27 protein-coding genes and 1 tRNA gene are annotated in these 25,969 nt (G+C 64.3%); 11 read left to right on the top strand and 17 right to left on the bottom strand.

What is annotated here, in order from left to right; translation table 11 throughout:
• Positions 1 to 18 precede the first annotated feature (18 nt).
• Together C8D95_RS11585 and C8D95_RS11580 are read right to left on the bottom strand one after the other, a co-directional pair.
• Entirely contained in the window at positions 19 to 630 is a 612-nt protein-coding gene (locus C8D95_RS11585) for a ribonuclease HII (RefSeq protein ID WP_109759385.1), read from the bottom strand.
• A 252-nt stretch (positions 631 to 882) separates the two neighbouring features.
• A complete protein-coding gene (locus C8D95_RS11580) occupies positions 883 to 1,425 on the bottom strand; it encodes a hypothetical protein (protein ID WP_126918444.1) in 543 nt (180 codons plus the stop codon).
• 166 nt (positions 1,426 to 1,591) lie between these two features.
• Here C8D95_RS11580 and C8D95_RS11575 point away from each other — a divergent pair, with 166 nt between their 5' ends.
• Positions 1,592 to 1,891 (top strand): hypothetical protein, encoded by a 300-nt coding sequence (locus C8D95_RS11575; protein ID WP_109759333.1) that lies wholly within the window; start codon positions 1,592 to 1,594, stop codon positions 1,889 to 1,891.
• Positions 1,863 to 2,567, top strand: coding sequence for a winged helix-turn-helix domain-containing protein (locus C8D95_RS11570; protein ID WP_109759332.1), 705 nt, complete (start codon positions 1,863 to 1,865; stop codon positions 2,565 to 2,567). The genes C8D95_RS11575 and C8D95_RS11570 overlap by 29 nt, the downstream gene beginning before the upstream one ends.
• Positions 2,568 to 2,753: 186 nt before the next feature.
• Here C8D95_RS11570 and C8D95_RS11565 read toward each other — a convergent pair whose 3' ends face one another.
• Together C8D95_RS11565 and C8D95_RS11560 are read right to left on the bottom strand one after the other, a co-directional pair.
• Positions 2,754 to 3,218, bottom strand: coding sequence for a hypothetical protein (locus C8D95_RS11565; RefSeq protein ID WP_109759331.1), 465 nt, complete (start codon positions 3,216 to 3,218; stop codon positions 2,754 to 2,756).
• 82 nt (positions 3,219 to 3,300) lie between these two features.
• Positions 3,301 to 3,376: transfer RNA gene (locus C8D95_RS11560), tRNA-Arg, on the bottom strand.
• An 89-nt stretch (positions 3,377 to 3,465) separates the two neighbouring features.
• Here C8D95_RS11560 and C8D95_RS11555 point away from each other — a divergent pair.
• The 3 genes from C8D95_RS11555 to C8D95_RS11545 all read left to right on the top strand — a co-directional run bounded on the left by C8D95_RS11555 (position 3,466) and on the right by C8D95_RS11545 (position 6,363).
• On the top strand, positions 3,466 to 4,530 hold the full coding sequence (locus C8D95_RS11555) for a LacI family DNA-binding transcriptional regulator (RefSeq protein WP_277601044.1): 1,065 nt from the start codon (positions 3,466 to 3,468) through the stop codon (positions 4,528 to 4,530).
• Between the two features lie 169 nt (positions 4,531 to 4,699).
• A complete protein-coding gene (locus tag C8D95_RS11550; RefSeq protein ID WP_109759330.1) occupies positions 4,700 to 5,920 on the top strand; it encodes a M66 family metalloprotease in 1,221 nt (406 codons plus the stop codon).
• A complete protein-coding gene (locus tag C8D95_RS11545; RefSeq protein WP_109759329.1) occupies positions 5,827 to 6,363 on the top strand; it encodes a M10 family metallopeptidase C-terminal domain-containing protein in 537 nt (178 codons plus the stop codon). Before C8D95_RS11550 ends, C8D95_RS11545 begins: the two co-directional genes overlap by 94 nt.
• A 4-nt stretch (positions 6,364 to 6,367) precedes the next feature.
• On the opposite strand, the gene C8D95_RS11540 is transcribed toward C8D95_RS11545, so the two are convergent.
• The 11 genes from C8D95_RS11540 to C8D95_RS11490 all read right to left on the bottom strand — a co-directional run bounded on the left by C8D95_RS11540 (position 6,368) and on the right by C8D95_RS11490 (position 18,051).
• Complete coding sequence (locus tag C8D95_RS11540; RefSeq protein ID WP_109759328.1) at positions 6,368 to 7,030, bottom strand: calcium-binding protein; 663 nt, start codon at positions 7,028 to 7,030, stop codon at positions 6,368 to 6,370.
• Positions 7,003 to 8,142 (bottom strand): hypothetical protein, encoded by a 1,140-nt coding sequence (locus C8D95_RS11535; RefSeq protein WP_109759327.1) that lies wholly within the window; start codon positions 8,140 to 8,142, stop codon positions 7,003 to 7,005. The genes C8D95_RS11540 and C8D95_RS11535 overlap by 28 nt, the downstream gene beginning before the upstream one ends.
• A gap of 77 nt (positions 8,143 to 8,219) precedes the next feature.
• Positions 8,220 to 9,881, bottom strand: a complete 1,662-nt coding sequence (locus C8D95_RS11530; RefSeq protein WP_109759326.1) for a thiamine pyrophosphate-dependent enzyme — start codon at positions 9,879 to 9,881, stop codon at positions 8,220 to 8,222.
• Positions 9,882 to 9,945: 64 nt separating this feature from the next.
• Positions 9,946 to 11,091: an iron-containing alcohol dehydrogenase gene (locus C8D95_RS11525; RefSeq protein WP_109759325.1), complete on the bottom strand. Its 1,146-nt coding sequence runs from the start codon at positions 11,089 to 11,091 to the stop codon at positions 9,946 to 9,948.
• A 1-nt stretch (position 11,092) separates the two neighbouring features.
• On the bottom strand, positions 11,093 to 12,469 hold the full coding sequence (locus C8D95_RS11520; RefSeq protein ID WP_109759324.1) for an aldehyde dehydrogenase family protein: 1,377 nt from the start codon (positions 12,467 to 12,469) through the stop codon (positions 11,093 to 11,095).
• Positions 12,466 to 12,843 carry a VOC family protein gene (locus C8D95_RS11515; RefSeq protein ID WP_109759323.1) on the bottom strand — a complete coding sequence of 126 codons (378 nt, stop codon included), beginning with the start codon at positions 12,841 to 12,843 and terminating at the stop codon, positions 12,466 to 12,468. Before C8D95_RS11515 ends, C8D95_RS11520 begins: the two co-directional genes overlap by 4 nt.
• Positions 12,840 to 14,204, bottom strand: coding sequence for a glutamine synthetase family protein (locus C8D95_RS11510; protein ID WP_109759322.1), 1,365 nt, complete (start codon positions 14,202 to 14,204; stop codon positions 12,840 to 12,842). The genes C8D95_RS11515 and C8D95_RS11510 overlap by 4 nt, the downstream gene beginning before the upstream one ends.
• 100 nt (positions 14,205 to 14,304) lie before the next feature.
• The gene (locus C8D95_RS11505) at positions 14,305 to 15,345 is read right to left on the bottom strand and encodes a TRAP transporter substrate-binding protein (RefSeq protein ID WP_109759321.1); all 1,041 of its coding nucleotides are present in this window, start codon (positions 15,343 to 15,345) and stop codon (positions 14,305 to 14,307) included.
• 68 nt (positions 15,346 to 15,413) lie between these two features.
• Positions 15,414 to 16,739, bottom strand: a complete 1,326-nt coding sequence (locus C8D95_RS11500) for a TRAP transporter large permease (protein WP_109759320.1) — start codon at positions 16,737 to 16,739, stop codon at positions 15,414 to 15,416.
• Complete coding sequence (locus tag C8D95_RS11495) at positions 16,739 to 17,275, bottom strand: TRAP transporter small permease subunit (RefSeq protein WP_109759319.1); 537 nt, start codon at positions 17,273 to 17,275, stop codon at positions 16,739 to 16,741. Before C8D95_RS11495 ends, C8D95_RS11500 begins: the two co-directional genes overlap by 1 nt.
• On the bottom strand, positions 17,272 to 18,051 hold the full coding sequence (locus tag C8D95_RS11490) for an N-formylglutamate amidohydrolase (RefSeq protein ID WP_109759318.1): 780 nt from the start codon (positions 18,049 to 18,051) through the stop codon (positions 17,272 to 17,274). The genes C8D95_RS11495 and C8D95_RS11490 overlap by 4 nt, the downstream gene beginning before the upstream one ends.
• A 94-nt stretch (positions 18,052 to 18,145) precedes the next feature.
• On the opposite strand from C8D95_RS11490, the gene C8D95_RS11485 reads away from it, so the two are divergent.
• The gene (locus C8D95_RS11485) at positions 18,146 to 19,012 is read left to right on the top strand and encodes a MurR/RpiR family transcriptional regulator (RefSeq protein WP_109759317.1); all 867 of its coding nucleotides are present in this window, start codon (positions 18,146 to 18,148) and stop codon (positions 19,010 to 19,012) included.
• Here C8D95_RS11485 and C8D95_RS11480 read toward each other — a convergent pair.
• Together C8D95_RS11480 and C8D95_RS11475 are read right to left on the bottom strand one after the other, a co-directional pair.
• Positions 19,009 to 19,899, bottom strand: coding sequence for a cation diffusion facilitator family transporter (locus C8D95_RS11480; RefSeq protein ID WP_109759316.1), 891 nt, complete (start codon positions 19,897 to 19,899; stop codon positions 19,009 to 19,011). The two genes, C8D95_RS11485 and C8D95_RS11480, sit on opposite strands and share 4 nt — an antisense overlap.
• Positions 19,900 to 19,961: 62 nt before the next feature.
• The gene (locus C8D95_RS11475) at positions 19,962 to 20,408 is read right to left on the bottom strand and encodes a MarR family winged helix-turn-helix transcriptional regulator (RefSeq protein ID WP_109759315.1); all 447 of its coding nucleotides are present in this window, start codon (positions 20,406 to 20,408) and stop codon (positions 19,962 to 19,964) included.
• Between the two features lie 51 nt (positions 20,409 to 20,459).
• Between C8D95_RS11475 and hmgA the strand changes: the two genes are divergently transcribed.
• The 5 genes from hmgA (at position 20,460) to C8D95_RS11450 (ending at position 25,905) form a co-directional block, all read left to right on the top strand.
• Positions 20,460 to 21,818, top strand: a complete 1,359-nt coding sequence (gene hmgA / locus C8D95_RS11470; protein ID WP_109759314.1) for a homogentisate 1,2-dioxygenase — start codon at positions 20,460 to 20,462, stop codon at positions 21,816 to 21,818.
• 67 nt (positions 21,819 to 21,885) lie between these two features.
• Entirely contained in the window at positions 21,886 to 23,142 is a 1,257-nt protein-coding gene (gene fahA / locus C8D95_RS11465) for a fumarylacetoacetase (RefSeq protein WP_109759313.1), read from the top strand.
• A complete protein-coding gene (locus C8D95_RS11460) occupies positions 23,139 to 24,089 on the top strand; it encodes an MBL fold metallo-hydrolase (protein ID WP_109759312.1) in 951 nt (316 codons plus the stop codon). The genes fahA and C8D95_RS11460 overlap by 4 nt, the downstream gene beginning before the upstream one ends.
• 20 nt (positions 24,090 to 24,109) lie before the next feature.
• Positions 24,110 to 25,711, top strand: coding sequence for an FAD-dependent oxidoreductase (locus C8D95_RS11455; protein WP_109759383.1), 1,602 nt, complete (start codon positions 24,110 to 24,112; stop codon positions 25,709 to 25,711).
• The gene (locus tag C8D95_RS11450) at positions 25,711 to 25,905 is read left to right on the top strand and encodes a DUF2783 domain-containing protein (protein WP_109759311.1); all 195 of its coding nucleotides are present in this window, start codon (positions 25,711 to 25,713) and stop codon (positions 25,903 to 25,905) included. Before C8D95_RS11455 ends, C8D95_RS11450 begins: the two co-directional genes overlap by 1 nt.
• Positions 25,906 to 25,969: the final 64 nt, after the last annotated feature.

The following is a 25,969-nucleotide window of genomic DNA, read 5'->3' as shown; positions in this document are numbered from 1 at the left end:
ACTTAAGATTTCGGCTTGTCACAAGATGTTGTAGACCGGCTTGAACGAACGCCTATGGTGTGGGGTCAGCCCTAACCGGTCGAGTGCGTCCCGATGCGCCTTCGTCGGGTAGCCGGCATTGCGCTCCCAGCCATACCCGGGGTGCTGTTGCGCCAAATCCACCATGAGCCGATCGCGCACCACCTTCGCGACGATCGAGGCGGCTGCAACCGACAGACTGCGCCCGTCGCCCTTCACCACCGCCGTCGCGGGGCAGCACAGTTGTCTCGGGATGAGGTTGCCGTCCACCAGCGCGTGACAGGGCGTCAGCCCAAGTCCGGCCACCGCCCGCTCCATGGCGAGGTGCGCGGCACGCAGGATGTTCAGCCGGTCGATTTCCTCGACCGAGGCATGAGCGACCGAGACGACGGCGGTGGCGACGAGGATATCGTAAAGCCTCTCCCGCTCCCGCGCAGGTAACTTCTTGGAATCGTTCAGCCCATCCGGCACGCAGGTTCGTTCCAGGATGACGGCCGCCGCTGTCACGGGTCCTGCCAGCGGACCGCGTCCAGCCTCGTCCACGCCCGCCACGACACGGGCCCCTGCGGCGAAGCAGGACTCTTCCTCGGAGAAGTCGGGTCGGACGTTCATGCCCGACGTGATGGCCGAGCCGGGCGCACGGATCAAGTCCCGTAACAAAATGCGGCGACCGGATCGCTCCGGCCGCCGCGGTAACCCTGTTACTCGTTATTGTACTCGGTGACCCCACCACTCGTGAATATGGCACTCGGTGACCCCACCACTCGTGAAACTGCGGGCCAGGGCGGGGAACCCTGGCCCACCGGCGCAGAGATGGAGATGTGCGGGATGCCCGCGCCGGTATCCGGGTTTGTGTCGCGCAGCCTAGCGCCGCGAGACGCGCCAGCCGTCGCGTTCCAGGCACAGCACGCTGTAGACCGGCACCACGTCGTTGCGGGTGCGGACGTACTGGCGGCAGTCCCTGGGAAGGCGGCTTGCCCACTTGAAGTGTCGGCCCAGACAGTTCTGGCTGTAGACGAGACGGTTGCCGGGCCCCTCGCGGTCGAGGACGTAGAGGCAGCGCTCGGGGAGCGGCGTGTTCCGCTTCCAGCCAGGCTGGGGTTGCGCACGGCGGTCATAGCGCCGCAGGTCGCCTTCGACCCACCTGCCGCGGTTGTCCAGAACGCGGTCGTCGCGTCCGAACTGCGGCCATCGCGACTCTTCGCGAGGCGAGCGCTTCTCGACAAGAGCCTGCTCGCGATCCTTGCGGTCGTCATGGTCGTCGATGACCTTGGCGACGATGCCCAGCGCCACGAGACCAGCGATGGTCTTCGCAACGTCGTTGGTCTCGGCTGCAGCCGGCAGGGGGGCTGTGGCGATCCCCAGGGCTGTGACGGCCGTGACGGCCATGTGGGCTAGTCGGTTCATCTTCGTTCCCCCTGTCGTGTTCTGGCGGCCATGCGCCGCGTTTCGATGAGGGGAAGGTGGGGTCGATGCGCCGTGCAGAACAATATCGCCGACCTGTTATGCGATATCACTCCCGTCTGCGCTGACCGATATTGATTTTCACGTCGGGCGAACCCATCGTGCAAGCATGACCAGTACCTCCCGCCTCTTTTCCCCCGCTCTTCTGATCGCCCTGCTTCTGGCCTCTCCGGCCGGGGCTGAATGCTTCGCCGACTACAAGGCCAAGCAGGAGTCCCCTTATCGCCTGCACTACGGCGTTATGAAGATCGACTCTGACCCCTGCACCATGTCAGACTCGGTGTCGGCGACCGTGTCGGGCCGCCTTCAGGCAGCCGGCTGGCAACTTCTTTCGGTCCAGTCGGTTTTCGATGAAAGCGGACTTGAAAGCAGGAAGCAGGATGCCGGCGGATATTTCCTCCGTTTCTGAGACCAAGGCAGTCGGAACCCGGATCGTCAGCTACGGCATCGCCGCAGTTGTCCTGATCCTCGTGGCGGCAGGAGCGTTTCTGTTCCTCAGCCTGCCGGATGCGAACGCGTTCAACTCCCGCGTTGACCGTCTCTTTGTCGAAAACGCCGACCTTACGTCCTTTGCCGAAATCAAGCTTCTCGAGATCCTTGCACAGTCCGGCACGGCTTTCTCCGAAGTGCTGTCCGGCTACCGGGTCATCATCTTCGTCCTGATGCTTTTCGCCACGGGCCTTCTGATCGCGTGCCTCGTCTTCGTGGTCACGATCATCCTTCTGAACCGCAGGATCGGAGCGATCGAGCGGCAGGGCATCCAGGTTTCGTCCCTGACCGTCAATCGCGAAGAAAACCTCGTGCTCATCAACGACATGGTCTTCACCCTGACAGGGGCCGCGGTCGAGACCATCGCGGTTCTCGCCGAGGCGCGCATGGACGGCGACGTCATGTCCGGCGCCGAGATCGAGGCGGTGATTTCGGGTAAGCGGCCAGAGGACTGCGAGGAGGCGTCGGGAGCCACGCGCATCAAGCGTCTGCGCGACGCTCTCGGCAACCAGATGGTGTCCGAGCTTCTGGTCCGGACCGTGGCCCGCCAAGGCTATGTCCTGGCAATCGACCAGAACGCGATACGGGTCATCTGAAGATATCGACCCAAACCGCATAATTGAGCCGAAACGCGAGTTTTTCCCATTAGCCAGACGTCAGCCGCCAACTAGATCGGCGGCGCCGGGTCGCTCGCTCATCCCTGAGCGGCAAGGCTCCCTCGGTCGGAGGATTGCGACCCCAGCAGCCGGCCGGGGGATCTCACATGGCTTGGCGAAACGGCCTCAACCGGCCGCGTTCTGAAGGTGAAGCTTCATCTCCATCAGGACCTGTTGAAGGGCGTTCGTCTCATCGAGAAGGCGTCGCGTCTCGTTCAGCGAGATCACGCCATCGGAAATCGAGTTGTTGTACTCCGCCATCAGGATCGCAAAGCGCTGCGACAGGCGGATGACGTCCGAGGTCAACCCCGCGGAATCGTCGCGCGGATTTTCGTACTCCAGCCGGATATGCTGAAGCTCGGCCAGCGCTTTCGTGACGTACGGCACGCTTGCCACACGCTCCAGCTCCAGAAGGACGTTGACCGGCATGAAGCGATCCGCGTTCTCGTCATGCAGCGAGGCATAGCGCCCAAGTGTCGCCTTTGACTTGCCGGAAACCTCGCAAGCCCTGGCGAACCCAATGTCCTTGATCAGCGCGTCTGTATGTCTCTTCAAATAATTTTCGCGGACAGACCGCACGTCGATCCCCATAATCCGAAGTCCTCGCTCAGAATATCGTAAGCGACCCCAGCGTCTGTTAACCGAAGCAATCTGATCTGCATACAGAAATTGCTGGCGGCCCCGGATGGAGTCGAACCATCGACCTACCGCTTAGGAGGCGGTCGCTCTATCCTCTGAGCTACGGGGCCGCTGCTGTCTTTTGTCGTGTTCCGGCGCTCGGATCAAGCCGCTTGCGCCGACCGGCGGCAGCGCTAACGTGGAACCAGGCAGGGTGAGTATGGACAACGACGAGCACAAGGTCGTCCCGATCAAGAAGAACATGGAGCCTGCTCAGCGGCCGCTGACGCTCAAGGACGTGTCGCTTGCCTCGGGCGTGTCGGAAATGACGGTCAGCCGCGTCCTGAGAAACCGGGGCGACGTGTCAGACGCGACGCGTGAAAAGGTCCTGAAGGCCGCTAAAGAGCTAGGCTACGTCCCGAACAAGATCGCCGGCGCCCTGGCGTCGAGCCGCGTGAACCTCGTCGCCGTGATCGTGCCCTCGCTGTCGAACATGGTATTTCCCGACGTTCTGACCGGCATCCAGGAAGTTCTGGACGGAACGCCGCTTCAGGCCGTCTTCGGCGTCACCAACTACTCTCCCGAGAAGGAAGAGGAAGTCCTGTTCGAGATGCTGTCTTGGCGACCATCAGGCATCATCCTCGCGGGTCTCGAACATTCGGATGCGTCGCGCAGCATGCTGCGCTCGTCCGGGATCCCGGTGGTCGAGATCATGGACACCGATGGCGAGCCGATCGACGCCGTTGTCGGCATCAGCCACCGCCGGGCAGGGCGAGAAATGGCGCGGTTCATCGTGCGGAACGGCTATCGCAACATCGGCTTTCTCGGGTCGAAGATGCCCATGGACCACCGAGCCCGCAAACGCTTCGAAGGCTTCACCGAGGCGCTGGCCAAGGAAGGCATCGAAGTTCAGGATCAGGACTTCTACGACGGCGGCTCGTCTCTTCTGAAGGGACGCGAGATGACCGCCCGGATGTTGGCCCGAACGCCTGAGCTCGACTTCCTCTACTACTCGAACGACATGATCGCGGCCGGCGGAATGCTTCACTGCCTCGACAACGGAATCGACGTTCCTGGCCAGGTGGGCCTCGCCGGATTCAACGGCTCGGAGTTTCTGGCGGGCTTCGCGCGCCGTCTGGCCACCATGGATTCGGGACGGCGCGAGATCGGGCGCGAAGCGGCCCGTATCATCGCGGAGCGGACAGCGGACGCCGCCCTGCCGCCGGGACAGAAGATCGAACTGTCCCCACGTATCGAGCCCGGAGACACTCTCGTCCGCAAGTAGCTCTGACGCTAGACCTATTCGGCCTCAGTAATGATTGGGCGCCGCAGGTAAGAACTTCGAAATCTGTCTCTCTTAGATTCGCTTCTGCCCGGGGGATGCGGGCGGACGTATCGGTTTGCGGCCTGTGCTGCGCGAGTAGCCAGTCACCGATTTCAGGCGGAGACGCGACGTGTGCCAACTGTGTGCCGACTTTCAGCCGTGGCTTTCCGATTGCGCCTATGCTGTCCCCGACCAGACGCTCGAGGCCGCCGTCGATACCGGTGCGGAACTTCCGATCTACACCTATGACCAGATCGCAGCGCAGCTGACGGGCGGGTTCTGGAACGGAAATACCCGCGCCTTCGACGTCTCGCCCGGCAACTATCTCGTCGTCAACACAAGCCAGCTCACTGCAAACGGGCAAGAAATGGCCTGGGCCGCGCTTGAATCGTGGTCCTACGTGTCCGGTATCAACTTCGTGGAAGCCGGTCAGGTCGCCCCGCCAACCGCCGTGCTCACGGAAGGCGCTGACGCCGAAGCGGGGCGGACGACGACCTACACCATGTCCGTCGGGCAGGATTTCACGGGCACTTTGTCGTCCGGGGCGGACCGGGATTCGGTCGCGGTCTACCTGACAGCAGGCCAGGCGGTGAACATCGCGCTCGCCTCGGAAAGCGCATCCGGAACTGCCGACCCCTATTTGCGTCTCTATAACGCCTCAGGCGCCCTTCTGGCCGAGAACGACGATGCCGAAGGACGGAACAGCGGGCTCACCTATCAGGCGACCTACAGCGGAATTCACTACATCCAGGCCGGCTCCTTCGCCGACGCTTCGCCGGGCGACTATCGCATTTCCGCGCGAACCGCCGGTGCGACAGCTCAGATCACCTTCAACGACAATGCGGCGGGGGCCTATTCGACGTCGTCCGTCTTCAACCACGTCATCCAGTCGTCCTTCGTGAACATCAACAGCACCTGGGCCGGCGGCCAGGCCCGGCTCGACTACTATTACTTCCAGACCTACCTGCACGAGATCGGACATGCTCTCGGTCTGGGACACGCCGGCGACTACAACGGCAGCGCGACATGGGGCGTCCAGACCGACTACCAGAACGACAGCTGGCAAGCCTCGGTGATGTCCTACTTCGACCAGAGCGAGAACACGTATGTCGACGCCACCTATGCCTTCGTCACCTCGCCCCAGATCGCCGACATCATCGCCATCCAATCCCTATACGGCGTTGCGCAGGCAAATACCGGCGACACCGTCTGGGTCGCAATGGCAACAGCGGCACACATCTCGACGACGTGCTCGACATGGCAAGCAACGTCACCTTCACGATCTACGACACCGGCGGTGAGGATACGCTCGACTTCTCGGGCGAGGGCGCGCACCAGGTCATGGACCTGAGACCCGAGGCGCATTCCGACCTCTCCGGTCTCGACGGCAACATCGGAATCGCACGCGGCACGGTGATCGAGAACGGGCTGACCGGCAGCGGCAACGACATCATCAGGGGCAATGACGCCGGTAACGGCCTGTCCGCGGGCTTCGGGACCGACACCGTGGATGGCGGTTCGGGCAACGACGCCATTCGCGGTGGCCTTGGCAACGACGATCTCTTTGGATCGGACGGCTTCGATCTGGTCGAAGGTGGCGGCGGCGACGATGCGCTGTCTGGAGGAACCGGCGACGATTTCCTGATCGGCGGCGACATCGGCCTTGCCATGCTAGCACTGCTTTTTCCGTCCTGGACCCCGCCCGGGGACGCCCAGGCCATTCTCGACGGCGGTGACATGGGGGATTTTGCGTCGCTCTGGGACAGCATCCTCGACGGCGACGGCATCGCTTAAGGGATCAGAGGATCCCGTCGCCGTAGATCACGTCGTTGCCGCCGTCGCCGAAGATCAGATCGTCGTCGAGTCCGCCGATCAGGAGATCGTCGCCGCTCTGGCCTGAAAGGGCGTCATGTCCGCCGCCACCGTCCAGCGCGTCGTGGCCGGCGCCTCCGTTCAGCACGTCAGCGCCGAAACCGCCCCAGAGGCTGTCGTCGCCTCCTGCTCCATGCATCGTGTCCGGCCCCGCGCCACCATTGAGCACATCGCCGAGGTCGCCGCCCCAGAGAAGCTGTCCTATTGCCAAAAGCGGCGGACGGTCGACGTTGAGGATGTCGGCGTCGGAGAAGTCCGCCGCACCGAGGGGCTGTCCGTCCGACGTGTGAAGGATCAGGGTCTCCGACCCGTGCGTCAGGATCGCTCCGTCCGCCGTCGGCGACACGGAAAGCTGCGAGGCTGCGTAGAGCATGTCCCATGCCGACAGATCCAGCCGGTCGACGCCGCGCTCGAAATCCAGGATCGTGTCCGCTTGGCCGTCGTTGTGAAGAACGAAGAGGTCGGCGCCCGTGCCTCCGTTCAGGATGTCTTCGCCCGCGCCGTCGAACAGAATGTCGTCGCCGCCCACGCCAGACAGAACATCCGCTTTGGCGGATCCGATCAACTGATCGGCCTTTGCGGTCCCCATGGCCACACCGCCGGAGGAAGCACCACCGCGCCGAAACCGGACAGGTCATAAGAGAGCCGCGCGATGCCGGCCTCGATCGCCGAGACCGCAAATATGTCGATCCGATTGTACGCCACTTGCGCTTCCAGCGCCGAGACGCGGTAGAGCGGCATCTGGTCTGCGTCGGCGACAGACGACAGGTGAACCATCCGCCCGCCAGGAAGGACGGTGAAGAGCGACACGCCGCCTTCGCTTCCGCCAGCCGCGACGAAGGCGAAGTCGCCGTAGGTCGCCGTGGCCACCGCCTCGGCCCCCTGGAACCGCGTCCAGGGTGCGTCGAGGATGTGATCCGACAGGATCGGCGCCCCGGCGGGACCCAGGCTCACGACGCTGAGCGAAGAACTGGTGCGGCCCGACACGACCAGAAGCGTTTCATCGAGCCTCTGGATGACCTCGACGTCGGAGGGTCTGCCAATGGGCAGTCCCTCGGAGGCTCCCATGACTGCGACGTATCCCATCCCGCCGGGCGTTATGGCGACAAGGTTAAGGCCGTTTTCAGTGGCCGATACCGTCGCGACGAGGACCGCTCCGTCATGTTCGAAGGCCACCGCAGCGGCAACGTCGCCCAAGGCGCGATCTGCGGTGTCCTCGAGAGACGCCGACCAGACGAGTCCGTTCCCGAAATCCGTGAACAGGTCGAGACCGCCTGACCCCAGCCTTCCGGAAACCAAGCCCGCAGCCCCGGAGAGATCGAGACCGGTCGGCGCGGCAAGAAGGCCGGTGACCGAGAGAGGCGCCTGGTCGCCGAGCGCACCCAGATAGCTCAGTTCCACGCTTTGACCCGTGCTCGCCGGCAAACCCGCCATAAGAAGCAGTTGGCCGGAGCCAGCAGGGTCGACAAGTCCAAGGACCGGATCGCTGCCAGCAGCGAAAGTGCCGGAAAGCGCGAGCGTGTTCGCGATGCCGAGATGCCCGTCCGCTCCGATACCGACTTCGACAAGCGTCGCTTCGGTCCGCGAGAGAGCGTAGAGAACGCGGCGTCCATCAATGGTCGTGGCAAGGATGTCCGAGAAACCATAGTCCAACCCGAGCGAGTTGCCCGTGACGACATCCGTGAGTTGCAGCGCGGCCATTGGCCATCCCCCGAAATTGCGCCGCCGGACGCAGCGACGTTTCCACGAGGATTTGCCGAAACGCGGTTAAGGAAGGGTTACGGTTCGGAGGCGGCGCGTATCTGGGTCAAAGTCTGCCGGGGCGTCAGCGCCTCGATGCCCGTGACGAGGTCGAGAACCGCTCCCGAAGGGGAGGCCAGCGCACGCTCGAAAGCGTCGGCAAAGTCCTCGGTCCGCTCGACCCTCTCGCCGTGGAAGCCATAGGCGCGGGCCATCGCGGCGAAGTCAGGGTTCTGCAATTCCGTGCCCGACACACGTCGCGGAAAGTGCTTTTCCTGGTGCATCCGGATCGTGCCGTAGCTGCCGTTGTTCAGGATCAGGACGACCGGCTGCGCGCCCGCCTGCATCGCGGTGCCAAGCTCGGGGCAATTCATCTGGAAGTCTCCGTCGCCCGCGAAGCAGACGACCGTGCGCTTCGGATGGACGACCTTCGCCGCTATTGCAGCGGGGAGGCCATAGCCCATGGCCCCGGATTGAGGCGCCAGAAGCCGATTACCCGTGCCGTAGCGGAAGTACTTGTTGTTCCAGATAGAGAAGTTGCCAGCGCCGTTCGTGAGGATCGCGTCGTCGTCCAGCACCTCCTGAAGGTGTCGCATGACCTCAACCATGTCGACAGGACCGGGCTGCGGCGGCAGGTCGAAGCTCGCCTCGTATCCTGCGCGCGCGGCACTGCGCCAGTCGCTCCACGGTCCCTTCACCGGCACGTCGGCAAGTGCAGTCGCGAAAGCATTGGGGCAGGACAGGATCGCGATGTCGGGCTGGTAGATTTTCCCGATCTCGCCTGCAGACATGTGAACGTGGATCAGCGTCTGCAACATGTCGGGCAGATCGAAGAGGGTATAGTTGTCGGTCGTCATCTCGCCGAAGCGGACGCCGATGGCGAGGATGAGGTCGGCATTCTCCAGCGTCCTGCGGACCTGCGGCAGCATCCCCACCCCCGCCTCGCCCGCATAGGTCGCGCGGCTGTTGTCGTAGATGTCCTGATAGCGGAAGGCGGCGACGACTGGGATGTCCGAGGCTTCGGCAAACTGTGTCAGCGCTGCGCCGCCCTCGGAGGTCCAGCCGCCACCGCCGATCAGAAGGACCGGCCTTTCGGCTCGGTCGAGCGCCGCATGGACCGCCTTGATGTCTTCGGCCGAGGCGAATGGTTTCGGGATGGCTGCGGCGCGCGACAGCGGCGGCACGTCGGTCTCGGCGTTCAGCACGTTCTCGGGCAGCGCCACCACGACAGGTCCGGGCCGGCCTGACAGCGCCGTCGTCCAGGCCCGCGACACGATCTCGGGAATGCGCTCGATATGTTCGATCTCGGTCGCCCACTTGGCGATCGGGCCGAAGAACTGGCGGTAGTCGACCTCCTGAAACACCTCGCGGTCGCGGGTGCGCGTGTCGATCTGGCCGACGAAAAGTATCATCGGCGCGCTGTCCTGCATTGCGGTATGCACGCCGATGGAGGCGTTGGTGGCTCCGGGCCCGCGCGTGACGAAGCAGAGGCCCGGCGTTCCGGTCAGCTTGCCATACGCCGAGGCCATGAACCCTGCGCCGCCTTCGTTCCGGCAGAGCACGAAGTCGAAGGCGCCCTTGGTGTCGTGCATCCCGTCGAGGACCGAGAGATAGGATTCGCCCGGCACGCCGAAGCCGTGTCGCGCTCCTAGTGCCCGCAGGCTCTCCACCAGAACCCGTCCGCCGTGTGCCTTGCCCATGCCGATCCTCTCGCTTTGCCCCTGCTTAGGCAGACCGTCCGGCAGGAGCAAGCAGGCGGAAGGGTCAGAGCACCTGTTCGAAGAGCGCTCGCGTAGTGTCGCGAGTCATCTCGACGGGATTGCCGCCGACGCTTGGATCACGCAGCGCAGCATCGGTCAGGACGTCGATGTCCGGGTCCGTGACCCCGAGGCCCGAGAGCCGCTTCGGAATGCCGAGGCTGTCGTTGAACTCGTCGACGAAATCGCGGAAGCCGTCGAAGCCGCCGTCGATCCCCAGATAGGCCGCGGCACGGTCGAAGCGCTCGCGGATGGCGTCCGCATTGAAGCGCAGGACTGCGGGCATGCAGACGGCGTTCGTGGTGCCGTGGTGCGTATGGTGGACCGCGCCGATGGGGTGGCTCAGCGCGTGGATCGCGCCGAGGCCCTTCTGGAAGGCGACGGCACCCATGGCAGCGGCACTCATCATGTGCGACCGCGCTTCGATGTCCGTCCCGTCGGCGTAGGCCAGCGGCAGCCAGTCCTTCACCAGCCGCATACCCTCCAACGCGATGCCCTGACTCATCGGATGGTAGAAGGGCGACGAATAGGCTTCGACACAATGCGCGAAGGCGTCAAGCCCCGTGCCTGCGGTGATGTGCTTTGGCATTCCCACGGTCAGCTCCGGGTCGCAGATAACGACCGAGGGCAGCATCTTCGGGTGGAAGATGATCTTCTTCTCGCGCGTCGCCGAATTCGTGATGACGCCCGCACGCCCGACTTCGGATCCGGTTCCGGCCGTGGTGGGAACGGCGACGATCGGCGTGATGCCCGCAGGATCGGCGCGGGTCCACCAATCGCCGATGTCCTCGAAGTCCCACAGGGGGCGCGTCTGGCCCGCCATGAAGGCGATGGTCTTGCCGAGGTCGAGGCCCGAGCCGCCGCCGAACGCGATGACGCCGTCGTATCCGCCCGAACGGTAGACACGCAGGCCCTCGCTGACGTTGAGGTCGGTCGGGTTTGGGTCGACTTCCGATAAGATCGCGCGGCCGAGGCCCTCCTCTGCGAGGAGGTCGAGTGCGCGGGCGGTGATGTCCATCGACGCGAGACCCCGGTCGGTGACGAGAAGAGGCCTGCGGATCCCGGCTGCCATGCAGGCGCCGCCGAGTTCGGCGATGCGGCCCGCACCGAAGCGGATCGAGGTGGGATAGGACCAGTTGCCTGTAAGGGTCATGTCAGTTCTTCCGAAGGTGATAAGATTTCGGCCGCGTCAGAGCCTGATAGGCGAGCTTCGACAACCCCTGCCCGCGCCCGGTGTCCTTGCAGCCGGTCCAGCACAGCGCCGGGTCCAGGTAGTCGCAGCGGTTCATGAAGACCGTGCCGGTCTCAAGCCGATCCCCGATGCGCTCGGCGGCGTCCGCGTCCTGCGTCCAGATCGAGGCGGTCAGCCCGTAAGCGCAGTCGTTCATCAGCCGGATCGCGGTCTGGTCGTCGTCGACGGGCATGATCCCAACCACCGGCCCGAAGGTCTCGTCCCGCATCACGCGCATGTCGTGGGTCACGCCGGTCAGCACCTGCGGCGTCATGTAGGCTGCGCCATCGTCTGCGGGCATCGTCGCCACATGCTGCGTCGCGCCGTCGGCCAAGGCCTCCTCGACCTGTGCCCGCGCCTCGACCGCAAAGCGGACGTTGGCCATGGGTCCAAGCGTCGTCTCCGGGTCGAGCGGGTTGCCCAGCGTCTGCGCCGAGGCCCAGGCGACAGCCTTCTCGACAAAGGCGTCGTAGAGGCTTTCGGCGACATAGATGCGTTCGATCCCGCAGCAGCACTGCCCCGCGTTGAACATCGCGCCGTCCATCAGCACGTCGACCGCGCGGTCCAGGTCGGCGTCAGCGCGGACATAGCCCGGATCCTTGCCGCCAAGCTCGGTCGAGACCGGAACGAAGGTGCCTGCCGCCGCACGCTCCATCGCCTTTCCACCGTTCACGCTGCCGGTGAAGTTGACGAAGTTGACGTGCCGTCCCTCGATCAGCGCCGCCGCCGTGTCGTGATCGAGCACGAGGTTCTGCATAACGTCCTTCGGCACGCCGGCCTCGTGGAAGGCTTCGGCCAGACGTTCCCCGACCTGAAGCGTCTGCGCCGCGTGCTTCAGGATCACGGCATTACCCGCCATCAGCGCAGGCGCAATCGTGTTGATCGCGGTCATGTAGGGGTAGTTCCAAGGCGCGATGACCATGACGACGCCTTGGGCTTCGCGCTTGATCATCCGCAGGAACGTGTCCGAGTCCTCGACGACTTCGGGCTTCAGGCTCTCCTCCGCGATGGACGCCATGTACGTCACGCGCTCGCTGAAGCCGCCGAATTCGCCGCCATAGCGGATCGGACGCCCCATCTGGTGCGCCAGTTCCAACGCCATGCGGTCCGTCGTCTGACCCACGATGTCGTTGGCCTTGAGCACAAGCCGGATGCGCTCCTCCAGAGGAACGCGCGCCCATTTTTCTTGCGCGCGTCGCGCGCGGGCGGCGGCGTCGACGGCGGCCTCGCGCGACAGAACCTCTCGTGTCAGGTACACCGAGCCGTCGATCGGCGAGATCAGGTCGATGGTCTTGGTCATGGTTGACCTCCGTAGCTTGCAACCTCGATCAGATGTCCGTCGGGGTCGGTGAAATAGACCGAGGTGATGGGGCCTCGCGCGCCTGCGCGCGGTACGGGACCCGAGTCGATGGCCACACCCTCGGCGGTCAGTCTCGCGATCACGGCGTCGGGAGTGAGGTCCGTCAGAAGGCACACATCACCAGCACCGATTGCGGCGTGGTTGCGCGTCTCCATCCCCAGACTGTGAAGGTTGATCTTCTGATCGCCCGCCACCAGCGCCCGCCGACCCTCGCCGAAGGTCACCGCCTCCATTCCGAGAACTCGCCCGTAGAAAGCGACGCTCGCCTCGACGTCGCGGACGGTCAGCACGATATGGTCGATGCCGGTGATCACGCGCGTTCGAACCCCCGCCGCACTTCATAGTCGGTCACGACCGCATCGAAGGCCTCCTGTTCGACCTCGGCGGCGCGGACATAGTGGTCGACCACCCAGTCCCCCATGGCGGCCCGCAGCATCGTCGAGCCGCGCAGCGCCTCGGTCGCATCCGAGAGCTTGTGCGGGATCGAGGGAACGTCCGCCATGTTGTAGACGTCGCCGGTCACGGGGTCGTCCAGGGTCAGTCCTTCTTCGATGCCGGCGAGACCGGCGGCAAGCTGTGCCGCGCATGCGAGGTAGGGGTTCATGTCCGAGCCGGGGATGCGGCACTCGATTCGGACGCCCTTGGTTCCCTCGCCGACCAGGCGATAGCCGGCGGTGCGGTTGTCGATCGACCAGGCGACCTTGGTGGGCGCGAAGGTGCCCGGGATGAACCGCTTGTAACTGTTGACGTAGGGCGCGAGAAAATAGGTGGTGTCCGCCGAATACTTCAGAAGACCGGCGACGTAGGACCGCATCGTCGCGGACATCGTCTGGGCGGCGTCCTTGTCGTGGAAGGCGTTGTCGACACCCCTGAACAGCGACTGGTGAATATGCGCGGCGCTGCCGACCCGTTTGTGATGCCACTTCGCCAGGAACGTCGCCGAGGCCCCCTTGCTGTACGCGATGTCCTTGATCGCCTGCTTCGCGATGGTGTGATGATCGGCGGCCAGAAGCGCATCGGCATAGCGGATGTTCAGCTCTTCCTGCCCTGCCTCTGCCTCGCCCTTGGTGTTCTCGACCGGGACCCCCGCGGCGACCAGCATGTTGCGGATCGGGCGCATCACATGCTCTTCCTTCGTGGTGAGCTGGATGTTGTAGTCGGCGTTGTATCCGGCCAGCGGCTCTAGATCACGGAACCCGGACTTGCGAATGTCGTCGTAGGTCTTCTCGAACAGGAAGAACTCAAGCTCGGTCGCCATCATCGGCGTCAGACCCAAAGCGGCCGCGCGTTCGATCTGCGCCTTCAGGACCTGACGGGGCGCGTGCGGCACGGGTTCATGGGTGTGGTGGTCGATCAGGTCGCACAGCACCATCGCCGTGCCTTCCAGCCACGGAAGACGGCGCAGGGTCTTCAGATCGGGCTTCATGACGTAGTCGCCATAGCCCTTCTCCCAGCTTGTCGAGGCGAAGCCGTCCGGCGTCGCCATCTCGAGGTCGGTGGCCAGCAGGTAGTTGCAGCAGTGCGTTTCCTCGTAACCGCTCTCGATGAAGTTGTTGACGTGGAACCGCTTGCCCATCAGCCGACCCTGCATGTCGATCAGGCAGACGAGGACGGTGTCGATCTCGAGCTTGGTGGCAAGCTCCTTCAGTCCGTCGAAGCTGAGTTGCGTGGTCATGTCCGTCTCGTCCTCTCTTCCGGCGCAGGGATGCCCCGGGCGTTACCCGGGGCATCCCGTCTTGCCAAGCCCGCGTCCCTTGTCGGAACGCGCCGCGGTGTCAGGCCTTGCCGTAGCGGTAGGGCCGTCCAGCCGCCTGCATGTCGGCATTGTACTTCTTGAAGATCTCCACGACCTTCGCCTTGGTCTCGGACTCTGCCGCGATCTCGTCCCAGAACACTTGCGCGGCCTGCTCGACCGTATCCCACTCTTCGTCGGGAATCGTTGTCAGCTCCATCTTGGTGCCGTTGACGCGCAGGTCGGCCTCACCGCCCCAATACCAGTACTGCCGGTAATAGTGCGACTGGTCGCAGCAAACGGTGAACAGCGTCTTCAGGTCGTCCGGCAGCTCTTCCCACCTGTCGTTGTTGGCGAAGAAGTGGCCGATCCAGGCGCCGGAGATGTTGTTGGTCAGGAAGTAGTTGGTCACGTCGGCCCAGCCTACGGTGTAGTCCTCGGTGATCCCCGACCAGGCGATGCCGTCCAACTCGCCGGTCTGCACCGCGACCTCGATGTCCTCCCACGGCAGGGTGACCGGCACGACACCGAACTGGGTAAGGAAGCGGCCGGCGGTCGGGAAGGTGAAGACGCGCTTGCCGTTCAGGTCGGCCAGGCTGCGGATCGGGTCCTTCGTTGCGAAGTGGCAGGGATCCCAGGCTCCGGCGCTGATGTGCTTGATGCCGACTTTGGCGTACTCTGCCTCCCAGATCTCCTTCAGACCGTACCGGCTGAAGAGGACGGGCACGTCGAGAGAGTAGCGCGAGCCGAAGGGGAAATAGCCGCCGAAGACCGTCACCTCGGTCGGCGAGGCCATCGAGTCGTCGTCCGACTGCACGGCGTCGATGGTGCCGCGCTGCATCGCCTGGAACAGCTCTCCCGTGGGCACAAGCTGGTCGGCATAGAAGGTCTCGATCTGCATCCGGTCGCCCGCGATCTGGTTGAACATCGCGATAGCCGGGTCGAGGACGTGCTCGGCGAGCGCCGGACCGGCATAGGTCTGAAGCCGCCAGGTGATGGTCGACTGCGCCAGGGCAGGCGCGGCCAAGGGCGCCGCGGCTGCACCGGCGGCAGCCGTCGTAAGGAACTTGCGTCTCGTGGTCATGGTCGTCTTCCTCTCTGTCATTGCGTTTGTTCTCCGGCGGTTTGGCCCGCCGTGTCTTTTCGTTCGATTCAGTTTCCGTACACCTGCCCCGGCAGCCACAGCGCGATCTGCGGGAAGATCATCACCACCGTCAGCGCCAGGATCATCACCAGAACGAAGGGCGTGACCGAGGCGTAGATGTCCCGGATCGAAATCTCGGGCGGAGCCATGGCGCGCATCAGGAACAGGTTATATCCGAAGGGCGGGGTCATGTAGGCGATCTGCGTCGTGATCGTGTAAAGGACGCCGTACCAGATCAAGTCGAAGCCGAGGGCCGCGACAAGCGGCACGTAAAGCGGCGCGACGATCACGAGCATCGCTGTATCGTCCAGGAACGTCCCCATCAGGATGAACGAAAGCTGCATCAGGATCAGGATCATCCACGGACTCAGTCCCAGCTTCTCGGTGAAGAGCGACTCGATGGCCTTTACCGCGCCGAGGCCGTCGAACACCGCGCCGAAGGCCAGGGCCGCGAGGATGATCCACATGAACATGCAGGTGATGCCAAGCGTGTTGCGCACGCTCGTCTGGAAAACCTGCCGCGTCATCCGGCCCTTCAGAACAGCGGCGAGGAAGGCCGCCAGAGCACCCACGGCCGAGCTTTCGACAAGCGAGGTCCAACCGTTGATGAAGGGCACCATCATCGCAAGGAAAATGCCGATCGGCAGAAGTCCCGCCGACAAAAGCCGCAGTTTCTCGGCGCGGGGCACATTGCGCTCCTCGGGCGGCAGGACCGGTCCGAGCGACGGGGTGATGGCGCAGCGGATGACGATGTAGGCTATGAACATGCCCGCCATCATCAGCCCGGGCAGCACCCCCGCGAGCCAGAGCTGCCCCACCGGCTGCCGCGCGATCATGGCATAAAGCACCAGCACCACCGAAGGCGGCACGAGGATTCCCAGGGAAGAGCCCGCCTGGATCACTCCTGTGACCATCCTCTTGTCGTAGTTACGCTTGAGAAGCTCCGGAAGCGCGATGGTCGCACCGATCGCCATGCCCGCGACCGAAAGTCCGTTCATCGCCGAGATGAGGACCATCAGTCCGATGGTGCCGACGGCAAGCCCGCCGGACAGTCCCCCCATCCATACGTGGAACATGCGGTATAGGTCGTCGGCGATCCGGCTTTCCGACAACACATAGCCCATGAAAATGAACATCGGCAGCGTCAGAAGCGGATACCATTTCATCAGCTTCATCGCCTGCGCAAAGCCCAGATCATAACCGCCCCGGTCGCCCCACAGGAAGAAGGCCGCGATGACTGCGACAAAGCCGATGGCGCCGAAGACGCGCTGGCCGGTCAGCAGCATCAGCATCATCGACGCGAACATCAGCAGGGCGATGGCTTCATAGGGCATCAGGCGCCGGCCTCCACCGCGACGCCCTTCAGGCGGAGGATATCCTTGAACAACTCGCTGACGGCCTGAAGAAGCATCAGCAGGATGCCGACGACCATGATCGTCTTGATAGGCCAGAGATAGGGACGCCAGGCGGTCGGGCTGCGCTCGCCGCCGTACTGGAAGGAATACATCAGGCTGTCCCAACCGCCCCAGAGCAGGAAGACGAGGTAAACGATCAGAAAGAGCACGGTGATGGCGTCGACCTCGGCTTTCCGCCGATCGGTCCATTCTCCGTACAGAAGGTCCATCCGCACGTTCGACCCAAGCTGGATCGAATAGGGACCGCCGAGGACGTAATACGCGACCATGGCGAACTGCGCCATCTCGAGCGTCCAGACCGACGGGTTGATGTCGAAGCCCAGATCGCTGCCGACCTTCGAAAACGTGGACCAGAGCAGGATCCCCATCATCACGAAGATGCCGTACATGACGATGCGACCGATCCAGCGGTTCACGCGGTCGATGACGCGGACATAGGTCTGAAGCGCCCTCATGCGGCATTCCCGTGGGCGAAGGCCGTGGTCAGCATCAGGGTCAGGGCATCCGCGATGCGCGCAACCGCAGCCTCCTCTGTCAGAAGATCGTTGCGGACCTCGACCATGACATTTGAGAGGCTTCGAGCGGTCCCGTGTTTCCTTAGCGTATGCGTAACGCCGTCCGCCGCCGAATAGGGCATGTTCAACTCCACCTTCGGCGTCGGTCCCGCGGCTGCCAGCATGGCGGTCGCAAGCGACGCATCGGCATCGTGCAGGAGGCCGATTTCGGTCGAGCGAGGCTCACCATTCCAGGAGGGTGTGAAGCTGTGGACGGTTACGAGAGCGGGCAGCGAGGCGAAGCCGTCAAGGACGCGCTCCACCTCTGCATGGAACGGTTCATAGACCTCGTGGACCCGTGCCGCGCGTTCGGACGCCGTCAGGTCGCGGTTGCCCGGGATCTCGATCCGTTCGGTTCGCGACGGGCAGGCGTCCAGCGCCTCGGGCGGGCGATTGCAGTCATGCACCAGCCGCGACACCCGCGACAGCACAAGCGGCGCGTCGAGCAGCGCGGACAAACGCCGCGCCAAGGCTTCGGCACCGGGATCCCAGACCGCGTGCGACAGTCGGTCGACGTCGCTCAGTCCAAGGTTGCCGAGGCTGGCGGGAACGCGCGGGCTCGCATGTTCGCACACGATGCAGACCTCACCTCGACCGCCCGGGTTCACGACCTGGGCAACGGGTCCGTCCTCGGTACCCAGAATCTTGGAAGCGGCTGATTTGGTCACGGGAAACATTAGTTACAGGCCCGATTCACCTGTCAAGAAACTTTCGTAGACGTCGCTACGCCCCAGCGCTACCCTGAAGCGATTGCTACAGCAGGCTGATCGCGTGACCCGCAAACCGATCGTCAAGGAACTGATCCAGGACCAGACCGCCGTGCTGACGCCGGCCGAGCGGCAACTGACCGACGCGCTTCTGCGCGACTACCCGGTCGCCGGTCTCCAATCCATCACGAGGCTGGCCGAAGCGGCCAGTGTATCAACCCCCACGGTCATTCGTCTCGCGCGAAAGCTCGGGTTCGACGGCTTCCCCGAACTACAGGAGGCCTTGAGGGACGAAGCGTCGGCCCAGATCAAGCAACCCATCCTCAAGCGCGAAGGCTGGCCCGAGGGCCGAACCGATTCCGAGGCCTTCCGCGACTTCGCCAAGGCCGTTTTCGACAACCTGAACCACACAATCGATCGGCTCGACCCCGCGACCTTCGACGCCATCGCCAAGCTTCTCGCCGACCCCCGGCGCCCCATCTATCTGTCGGGCGGCAGGATCACGCGGTCGAATGCCGACTACTTCTTCAACCACCTCCAGATCATCCGGCCCGGCGTGACCCTGTTGTCCCAGTCGGCAAACGTCTGGCCGCAGTACCTTCTCGACATGGACCGCCGATCCGTCCTGATCCTGTTCGACATCCGCCGCTACGAAGGCGAGCTGATGAAGCTCGCCAGCCTCGCGCAGGACCGCGAGGCGACCATCGTCCTCTTCACCGACCAGTGGGGGTCGCCGATCTCGCGGATCGCCACGCACGTCGTGAACGCGATGGTCGAAGTGCCGTCGAGCTGGGATTCGACCATCGCCGTGAACCTGATCGTCGAGGCGCTGATCGCCGAGGTGCAGAGCCGCAGGTGGGAAAAGGCCAAGGACCGGATCGCGGATCTCGAGAAAATGTTTCAGGCGACGCGGATCTTCCGGAAGTCCTAGTCGATCACGACGATGCCGCTGTGCTTCGACTTGTGCTCGGGTTCGACGTGGATATTCACGCGGATGTCCGGCACGGCCTTTCGCAGAGCTGCCTCGACCCTGTCGCAGATCTCGTGCGCGTCGTAGACGGTCATCTCTCCCGGCACGACCAAATGGAACTCCGCGAAGGTTGCGCTGCCGGCGTGGCGCGTCTTGAGGTCGTGCGCCTCGACGGCGCCGGCGGCCTCGGTCGAGATGATGTCGCGGATGCGGGTGAGCGTCTTCTCGGGCACCGCCTCGTCCATGAGTCCGCTCAGCGACTCCTTCACCACCCGCCAGCCCGACCACAGGATGTTGACCGCGACAAGCGCCGCCATCAGCGGGTCGAGGATCCACCAGCCCGTCACGAAGGCCAGGAGGACGCCGACAGCCACCCCGGAGGAAGTGACAACGTCGGTCCACAGATGCCGCCCGTCCGCAACCAGCGCGGGCGACTTCAGCAGTCGTCCACGCCGGACGAGGACCGTCGCCCAGATGCCGTTCAGGACCGTCGCGCCGATGTTGACGAGAAGACCCTCGATCGGCGCGTCCAGAACGCGGGGGGCCATGAACCCGTGGTACGCCTCGCGGAAGATGAACAGCGCCGCGACGATGATCATCACGCCTTCCAGAACGGCGCTGAAGAACTCCGCCTTGTGGTGACCGAACGGGTGGTTCGCGTCGGCCGGACGAGCCGCGATCCGAACCGCCACGAGGGCGGCGAAGGCTGTCGCGAGGTTGACGATGCTTTCCAACGCATCGGACAGAAGCGCCACCGACCCCGTGATCCACCACGCGAGGGTCTTGAGACCGAGGACAAGGCATCCGACCAGGACACTGCCGATGGCAAGTTTCAGTGTGAGGTGCATGGAATCCCCGGAATGTGTCCAGACACTAGCGACCCGATGCGCCGAAATGAAGGTCGAAGCCGTCAGTCACGGCCGAGGAGTCGATCTATGCCTTTTTCGAACCCGTCGAGGACCGCTCCCAGCCTGTTCTCGATGTCGTCCTGATAGGCTTGCGCCAGGGGAAGAAGCTCCTGCATCAATTCATGCCCCTGCGCAGTCAACGAAAGGCGAACAAGCCGGCGGTCCACGGCGTTCGGCGTCTTTCGGATGTAACCCGCCTCTTCCAGTCGGCTTGCCGCACGGCTGACCTTCGGTCGCTCCATCGCCACGCGGGCCTCGATATCGCGGACGGAGACGTCGCCGGCCTGGGCGAGATGAACGAGAACCCTCCACTCCGGGATCGAGATGCCAAAGCGTGCGCGGTACTGCCGCGCCAGTTCCTCGCTGGTCTTCTGCGCCGCGACCGCCAGCCGGTAAGGCGTGAAGCGCGACAGGTCGAAAGGCGGGAGATCCTCCATGTCGGGGACCATAGAGTTGACTTCGTTGCAAATGCAACGATTATCGAGGCAAGGAGATCGCCCATGACTCGACACGAGCTTCCCGCCGGAATGGTCCGTGCCCCCGACCGCACCGGCACGCACGACGGCTATATGCCCGGCTTCGGCAACGATTTCGAAACCGAGGCCCTGCCGGGTGCGTTGCCGCAAGGGATGAACTCGCCGCAGAAGTGCGAGTACGGTCTCTATGGCGAGCAGCTTTCCGGCACCGCCTTCACCGCGCCGTCGCATCAGAACGAACGGACCTGGTGCTACCGTATCCGGCCCTCGGTCAAGCACACGCACCGCTTCCGAAAGATCGCCCTACCCTACTGGAAATCCGCCCCGCTGGTCGATCCGGACATCGTCTCGCTTGGACAATATCGCTGGAACCCGGTGCCCCATTCAGAGGGTCTAACGTGGCTGACCGGCATGCGCACGATGACCACGGCCGGGGACGTCAACACCCAGGTCGGCATGGCAGCGCATATCTACCTCGTCACCGACAGCATGGTGGACGCCTATTTCTACTCTGCCGACAGCGAGCTTCTGATCGTGCCGCAAGAGGGCCGGCTTCGGTTCTGCACCGAGCTCGGCGTCATCGACCTTGCCCCCCAGGAGATCGCAGTGATCCCGCGCGGCCTCGTCTACCGCGTCGAGGTGCTGGACGGTCCGGCGCGCGGGTTCGTATGCGAGAACTACGGTCAGAAATTCCAGCTTCCGGGGCGCGGGCCGATTGGGGCGAACTGCATGGCCAACCGTCGCGACTTCAAGACGCCGGTCGCCGCATTCGAGGACCGCGAAACGCCGTCCACTGTCACGGTGAAGTGGGGCGGGCATTTCCACGAGACCCACATCGGGCACTCGCCCCTCGATGTCGTGGCCTGGCACGGCAACTACGCTCCGGTGAAGTACGACCTGACGACCTATTGCCCGGTCGGCGCGATCCTCTTCGATCATCCCGATCCCTCGATCTTTACGGTGCTCACCGCGCCCTCCGGCGTCGAGGGCACGGCCAACATCGACTTCGTTCTCTTCCGCGAGCGCTGGCTGGTGGCCGAGGACACCTTCCGTCCGCCCTGGTATCACAAGAACGTCATGTCCGAGCTGATGGGCAACATTTACGGCCAGTACGACGCAAAGCCGCAGGGCTTCGTTCCGGGGGGCATGTCGCTCCACAACATGATGCTGCCGCATGGCCCGGACCGCGAGGCGTTCGAGAAGGCGTCGAACGCCGAGCTTGCCCCGCACAAACTCGACAATACCATGTCCTTCATGTTCGAGACGCGTTTTCCCCAGCACCTCACGCCCTTCGCGGCGACAGAGGCACCCTTGCAGGACGACTACATCGACTGCTGGTCGGACCTCGAGAAGAAGTTCGACGGCACTCCGGGAAAGAAGTGACGGTCTGCAAGGGAGACCGCTTCGTGGCGGAAGATGCGTATTTTGTAAGAGATGAAGGGGTGGCCGCATGAGCCTTCTACGAAGCTGGATCGAGAGCGCGAACGCGCCCGAGGGTGACTTTCCGCTGAACAATCTGCCGTACGGCGTCTTCGACGACGGACGAGGCGCGCGCTGCGGTGTGGCGATCGGCGATCTGGTTCTCGACCTCGGCGCGATGGAAGCGATGTCGATGCTGCCCGCCGCCGGCTTCCAGGGTTCCGCGCTCAACGCCTTCATGGAGGCTGGCCCTGGCGTGTGGTTTCGCGTGCGAAACACGTTAACGGGACTTTTATCCGAAGGTGCCGGCGCACAGGACCAGATGCGCGACCCGCTGTACCGGCGCGACGCTGTCGCAATGCGCTTGCCCTTCCGCGTGACCGAGTACACCGACTTCTATGCAGGGCGGCATCACGCCACGAACGTGGGCACCATGTTCCGCGGCGCCGACAAGGCGCTGCCCGAGAACTGGCTGTCGCTCCCGATCGGCTACAACGGCCGAGCCTCGTCGGTCGTGGTGTCCGGCACTCCCGTGACGCGACCTTGGGGCCAGGTAAAGGGAGAGGGCTTCGACCTTCCCGTGTTCCAGCCGTCGCACCGTTTCGATTTTGAACTCGAGTTGGGCGCGGTCGTGGGCCGTCCGTCGTCTGGCATGATCTCCGTCGCGGATGCCGACGAGATGATCTTCGGCTATGTCCTCCTGAACGACTGGTCCGCACGCGACATCCAGGCCTGGGAATACCAGCCTCTCGGCCCGTTCCAGTCCAAGGCCGCCGCGACGACGATCAGCCCCTGGATCGTGACGCGCTCGGCGCTCGAGCCGTTCCGGGCCAAGACGCCGACGCGAGACAGGCCCCTTCTTCCCTATTTGCGCGAGACGAAGCCTGGGCTCTACGACATCGATCTGGAGGTGAAGCTCGCGACCCAAGATGGCGCCGAACGGACGGTCACGCGGACGAACTACCGCGAGATGTACTATTCCGCCGCGCAGCAGCTTGCACATCATGCCTCGTCCGGATGTCCGATGAGAGTGGGTGACCTGCTGGGATCTGGCACGATCTCGGGCGCGGACTCCGATTCCCGTGGCTCGATGCTGGAGCTTTCGTGGGGCGGCAAGGAGCCGCTCGACTTCGACGGACAGGCGCGAACCTTCCTGGAGGACGGCGATACCGTTACCTTCAACGGACACACGAAGGGGCGCGGGCACCGCGTCGGCTTCGGAGACTGCACAGGAACCGTCCGCCCTGCCGTTCCGCTGCCGGACTGGGCGAAAGAGGAGACGACATGACAAGAGCCTTCGCATCGCAGGGCGACACCGGCGACAAGACCGTGAGCTTCACCGAGATCGGCGATGGCCTGTACGCCTTTACCGCCGAGGGCGATCCGAACTCGGGCGTGATCGTCGGAGACGAGAGCGTGATGGTGATCGAGGCGCAGGCGACGCCGCGCCTTGCCCGGCAGGTGATCGACTGCATCCGGGGCGTGACCGACAAGCCCGTCTCGCACATCGTCCTGACGCACTACCACGCGGTCCGCGTTCTCGGCGCTTCGGCCTTCGATGCGGGACAGATCATCATGTCCGAGAAGGCGCGCTCGATGGTTGTGGAACGCGGGCAGGAGGACTGGGACAGCGAGTTCGCCCGCTTCCCCCGGCTCTTCGAAGGCCATGAGGAGATCCCCGGCCTGACCTGGCCCACGACGACGTTCCAAGGACGGATGAGTGTCTATCTGGGCAACCGGCGCGTAGACCTGATGCAGCCAGGTCGGGCGCATACGGCAGGCGATATCGTGGCCTACGTCCCGGACCAGAACGTCATGTTCACGGGCGACATCGTCGAATACCACTCGGCCTGCTACTGCGGCGACGGTCACTTCCACGATTGGACGGGGACACTGGATAACATCCGCCGCTGGAACCTCGATGCCATCGCGCCGGGTCGAGGCGACGCTCTTCTGGGCCGGAAGATGGTCGACGCCGCGCTCGACTCGACGGCCGACTTCGTGACCTCGACCTACAACGCGGTGGCCAAGGTGGCGCTGCGCGGCGGCTCTCTGAAGGACGCGATGGCGGCTTGCCGGGCGGAGTGCGACCCGAAGTTCGGCGATTATGCCATCTACGAGCACTGCCTGCCGTTCAACGTCGCCCGCGCCTATGACGAGGCCCGCGATATCGACACGCCTCGCATCTGGACCGCCGAACGCGACCGCGAGATGTGGGAGGCGCTTCAAGAGTGACGGCGAGCGTCGGTCGCGAGATGAAGGACCGCTACCGGCTGGCCTTTCGGCTTTATCCCTATGCGCGGTCGCAGGATCAGGACGCGGCGACACCGGTCCGTCACCCGGTCATCGTCATGGGAGGCGGCCCGGTCGGCATCGCGATGGCGCTTGACCTAGGGCTGCGAGGGGTTCCCGTGCTCGTCCTCGACGACCACGAGGGCGTCGGACAGGGAAGCCGCGCGATCTGCTTTTCCAAGCGCACCCTCGAAATCTGCGACAGATGGGGATGTGGCGAGGCTCTGCTGGAGAAGGGGGTCGTCTGGAACGTCGGGAAGGTCTTTCACGACGACCGCCAGGTGTTCGAGTTCAACCTTCTGCCCGAGGAAGGCCACCGCTTTCCGGCCTTCATCAACCTGCCGCAGCCGTTCTTCGAGAAGACCCTCGTGGAGAGGGTGCGTCAGGCTCAGGCCGAGGGCGCGCCGATCGAGATCAGGGGGCGCAACCGCGTGACAGCGGTCGAAGCGCGCGATGACGGCGTGACGCTGGACGTCGACACGCCGGACGGACCCTATCGCCTTCAGGCCGACTGGCTGATCGGCTGTGACGGCGCGGGATCTCCCTTGCGGGGCATGATGGGCCTCGACTTCGAGGGCCGCGTCTTCGAGGACAGTTTCCTGATCGCCGACATCCGCATGGACGGAGATTTCCCAACCGAACGCTGGTTCTGGTTCGAGCCCTGGTTCAGGTCAGGAGCCTCGACCCTGCTTCACAAGCAGCCCGACGGCATCTGGCGCGTCGACTTCCAGATCGGCTGGGAGGTGGACCGCGTCAAGGAGTTGAAGGAAGAGAACATCCGCGCCCGTCTCGACGCGATGCTGCCCGGCGTGACCTACGAGATCGTTTGGTCGTCGATCTATACCTTCCAGTGCCGCCGCATGAAGAAATTCCGGCATGGCCGCGTGATCTTCGCCGGCGACAGCGCACACCAGGTCAGCCCCTTCGGCGCGCGAGGTGCGAACTCGGGGATCCAGGATGTCGACAACCTGGGCTGGAAGCTGGCGTCCGTGATCCGCGGCGAGGCGCCGGATGCCCTTATCGACAGTTACGACGATGAGAGGCGGCATGCCGCCGACGAGAACATCCTCAAATCCACGCGCTCGACCGATTTCATCTCGCCCAAGTCCCGGATCAGCCACGTCTTCCGAAATGCCGTGCTCGATCTTGCCGAGCGTCACGCCTTCGCGCGTCCTCTGGTCAATTCCGGACGCCTCTCGGTGCCCTGCACCTACGATGGCCTGCCGCTGAACGGCGAGGATGCGCTGCCTGGCGGGCCAGCGCGGACGCGACCGGGAAGCCCCTGTCCCGATGCCCCCCTCGCGGGCGAAACCCTGCTTCGGCGTCTCGGTGGCGGTTTCACGTTGCTTTGCATCGATGCCGAAGCGCCGGAGGTCGAGGGCGTGGAACGGATTGCGCTGACGTCGACGGACGACCCGACGGGTGCGCTGTCGGACCGGTATCTTGGAGCGGCGTCGGGAGCAGTCTACCTGATCCGGCCGGACCAACACGTTGCGGCTCGGTGGGCGCGCGCGACCGCCCGAGACATTGAAGCGGCGCTGGCCCGCGCCTGCGGGAGGACGTGATGCCACTTAACACCGTCGCGAACATTCCCGATCCGGATGGCTTCTACGCCGAGCTGATCGCGGCGCACGAAGGCCTCTCCGACGACGAGAGCGTCGCCCTCAATGCCCGGTTGATCCTGCTCCTCGCGAACCATATCGGAGACCGCTCCGTCCTGCGCGAGGCGCTGGCCGAAGCACGCCGCAGGGACGGCTGACTTTCCGTGGAGGCACCTGTCGGTTGCAGCGACCGGGGGGAGCAAATACTGTCGGCCTCGACAT

This window comes from Silicimonas algicola, from assembly GCF_003148765.1.
GTDB lineage: Bacteria > Pseudomonadota > Alphaproteobacteria > Rhodobacterales > Rhodobacteraceae > Silicimonas > Silicimonas algicola.
Note: the sequence above shows the minus strand (reverse complement) of the source record. Positions and strands in the feature narration are given on the sequence as shown.